This window comes from Paenibacillus sp. FSL H7-0331 (assembly GCF_001956045.1).
In genome coordinates this window covers 1-2727 of record NZ_MRTH01000119.1, presented here as the reverse complement: position 1 = coordinate 2727, position 2727 = coordinate 1, and the positions used below count along the sequence as shown (strand labels likewise).

Genomic DNA, 2727 nt, shown 5'->3' with positions numbered 1-2727 from the left:
GCCATTCCTGGTCGGAGAAAGTTAGGCTAATTGGGTTCACTGAGGCTTTCTACGTGTCTACTTTTTCAGGGCAAGGTCATACCATGTGGATTGAAGCGGAAAACTGGGCAGATGGTGAATGGGATATATATGATGATAACACAGATGTGATAGTTACATTTGAAGATGGATCTAGATGGGTGGCATCATTTTTCACATACAAGAACATACAAACACTGACTGAAAAGAACAGAAGTACTGGTGAGTGTTTACGTGGTAAGTATTTTTGGGGAAGTGACATGCCCCTAATAGATGAATGTAGTCGTAACCGTATTGAAGAAGTGATTAGGCATCTAATAAATGAGGGTGATTTTGAAAATATATTTGATAGATGTGAGGAATCCAATTAATCATGGAGGATAGCATGGATATCGATGAAATTAAGGCGATATTAACCAGGAGGTATCCACACTGGAATTTGTATTTTGATAAGTATGGTGTGGCTGTCTGGATAAGTATGAATGATGGCAAATCAAATTACTTTGAGATACAAGTCACACCTAAAGATGGAGTAGGGATATCGACTAGAAGAGAAATAAATGGTTTAGATTTTAGTGGTCATGATGAAGCATTTAATAATCTTAATGAAGCGTTGGATTACATGGATAACATAGTTGCTCGGAAATAGGATTATCATTTTAATTATCATACATATAATCCTTCGCTTTTAACACTTTTTAACTGTGTCATCGAATAGTTTTCTGTAATGATGTATTCCAAATTGATTCTCTAATGAGTCAATTCTACTCCAAAAGTTTTCCTCATCGAACCCTTCAAAATCTAAGGCTATAAACTCTGCAAGATTATGGAATGCATGAGCAATTTGGATATTTATGTTAAATTTTTCCTCATTGAAATTTCCACTGTTTTTTTATATCTAGTAATGCTTGATAGATAAGCAATTTATATGCCTTTTTCTTTATTTGGTTCATTGGTCAAACTCCTTATCTTTTATTTTTATTCTATCACATAGGAGGGATAATCCAAGTAGAAGACAATCCAATTGATGAGAGGAAGATGATGATGTATACTTGCCCATGTTGTGGTTATAAGACTTTAGACGAACAGCCACCTGGGACTGATTTAATTTGTGAAATATGCTTTTGGCATGATGATTACGTACAATTTCATGACCCTGATTATGAAGGTGGTGCAAATGAAGTATCGTTAAGGCAAGGACAGAGGAATTATATTGAGTTTGGTGCATGTGAAGAAATATATAAACAAAACGTTAGGAAACCAACTGATGACGATGAGCGGGATACTAAATGGGAGTTATTAGACATATCAAAATGAAACTTCAAAAATCATTTGTCGCCATAAGGGGATAGAGAATCATTGATAAGGCAGAAAATCTGTTAGCAGGCTATATAAATTCATCTGAGAAGGTCATACCACTTGAAGGATTAATACAAGTAAAGCATTATTTTGAACATGGTGAATATGAGATGGCTTTTGAAGGGTTAATCATAGAGTTTACTAATGTCTCTCAATACCCTGAAAATTTTAATTATTCTGAATGGTTTAATTTAGCTGCTCATTATAAATTGAATGTTGAATCTGTATTTGATGTAAATATATGGTCTAAATTTAAAGAGTGGGGAACAGCATATCTAAAAATAAATGAGTGAGATTAACGACAATGCCACTAACTATTGTGTTGTGGTTTATTTGGCTTTAATTCTTCTGCCGCGAAAAAATAAGCGAGACGATGTAATAGGTGGTAGCTGGAATGTTGGTTGCTACCTTTGTTAATTCAGGATAGCGGTTTATTAATAAGGATACGTATGAAGGGGATATTACGAATCCGCTGACGTTGAATCTTTATACGTACGGAGGTAACAATCCTTTGATATACATTGACCCAACGGGACATGATTTTTCACTAAAAGAGTTCTATTCAAATCAATCCCAGTTGGGGAGACTTGGTTACAATAGTGACCGAGCAGAGACTATTGCGACCTATGGTCTATTCGCAGGTGGTATAATGAGAAGTAAAGCTAGTGGTTATGCAACTGCTCATAACCCACAATATTATAAGGGAACATTAGTTACTTGGGATAACGAATCTGATGCATACAGACATTTTGGTTGGATTTTTAAGATTTCAAGTGCTTAGGGCGTTCAAGCAGCAGAAGCGATAACGGCCAATCATGAGTTTTTAGCGACAGAGAATTACAAAATATTAAGCACCTCAAATGGAAAGGCAACACTAAGTGTACAAGTCGCTACTTTAATGGATTTCTATAATAATAATGAAGGGCGATACTTAGGTCAGCATTTTGATAATTTAGATGAGGCTTTTGCATTTGGTTTAAATAACAACGCAATTATTACTTCGCTTGACCAAGTCGCTGAAAAGTTAGGTTTCGATAAGTCATTAATTTACAAAGGTAGTGATGACAAATTGTATGTCAATTCTGTTGTGAACATGGCTAGAAAGTGAACCGAGTGTAACAAATGCAGGCTTTTTAGACGAATATTTTGATCGTAACAGAGAATAATTTAGACAACAATGCGACTAACCCTTGAACTGTAACCTCATTTATGGACAGTGTTGAAAAATGGTATTGAAGCCTTAAGCAGCTAGAAGATGACTTCTGAATTCATCGAGGCCACTGAAAAACTTGCGCTTTTAATTAATTGAAGGCATGCTTCAAATCAAAAAGGCGATATTCCGTTCAATTT

At 35.3% G+C, this 2727-nt stretch carries 6 protein-coding genes and 1 pseudogene; all 7 read left to right on the top strand.

Annotation, left to right across the window (positions count from 1 at the left end):
* Window positions 1-389: hypothetical protein (locus BK127_RS41950; protein WP_256711711.1), on the top strand; the 389-nt coding region annotated here is incomplete at its 5' end.
* Between the two features lie 14 nt (window positions 390-403).
* Entirely contained in the window at window positions 404-667 is a 264-nt protein-coding gene (locus BK127_RS41945; protein WP_076238546.1) for a hypothetical protein, read from the top strand.
* 392 nt (window positions 668-1059) lie between these two features.
* A complete protein-coding gene (locus BK127_RS41935) occupies window positions 1060-1335 on the top strand; it encodes a CPCC family cysteine-rich protein (protein WP_076238545.1) in 276 nt (91 codons plus the stop codon).
* A 152-nt stretch (window positions 1336-1487) separates the two neighbouring features.
* Window positions 1488-1670, top strand: coding sequence for a hypothetical protein (locus BK127_RS41930; RefSeq protein WP_076238544.1), 183 nt, complete (start codon window positions 1488-1490; stop codon window positions 1668-1670).
* 134 nt (window positions 1671-1804) lie between these two features.
* Window positions 1805-1915: pseudogene (locus BK127_RS46185) on the top strand (RHS repeat-associated core domain-containing protein); the annotation flags it as partial.
* Window positions 1889-2158, top strand: coding sequence for a hypothetical protein (locus tag BK127_RS41925; RefSeq protein ID WP_076238543.1), 270 nt, complete (start codon window positions 1889-1891; stop codon window positions 2156-2158). The pseudogene BK127_RS46185 and the gene BK127_RS41925, both read left to right, overlap by 27 nt.
* Before the next feature lie 117 nt (window positions 2159-2275).
* On the top strand, window positions 2276-2485 hold the full coding sequence (locus tag BK127_RS44420) for a hypothetical protein (protein WP_076238542.1): 210 nt from the start codon (window positions 2276-2278) through the stop codon (window positions 2483-2485).
* Window positions 2486-2727: the final 242 nt, after the last annotated feature.

Coding starts and splice junctions, on each gene's coding strand:
- BK127_RS41945 (WP_076238546.1), top strand. CDS start 404: ATGGATATCGATGAAATTAAGGCGATATTAACCAGGAGGTATCCACAC.
- BK127_RS41930 (WP_076238544.1), top strand. CDS start 1,488: ATGGCTTTTGAAGGGTTAATCATAGAGTTTACTAATGTCTCTCAATAC.
- BK127_RS41935 (WP_076238545.1), top strand. CDS start 1,060: ATGATGTATACTTGCCCATGTTGTGGTTATAAGACTTTAGACGAACAG.
- BK127_RS44420 (WP_076238542.1), top strand. CDS start 2,276: ATGGATTTCTATAATAATAATGAAGGGCGATACTTAGGTCAGCATTTT.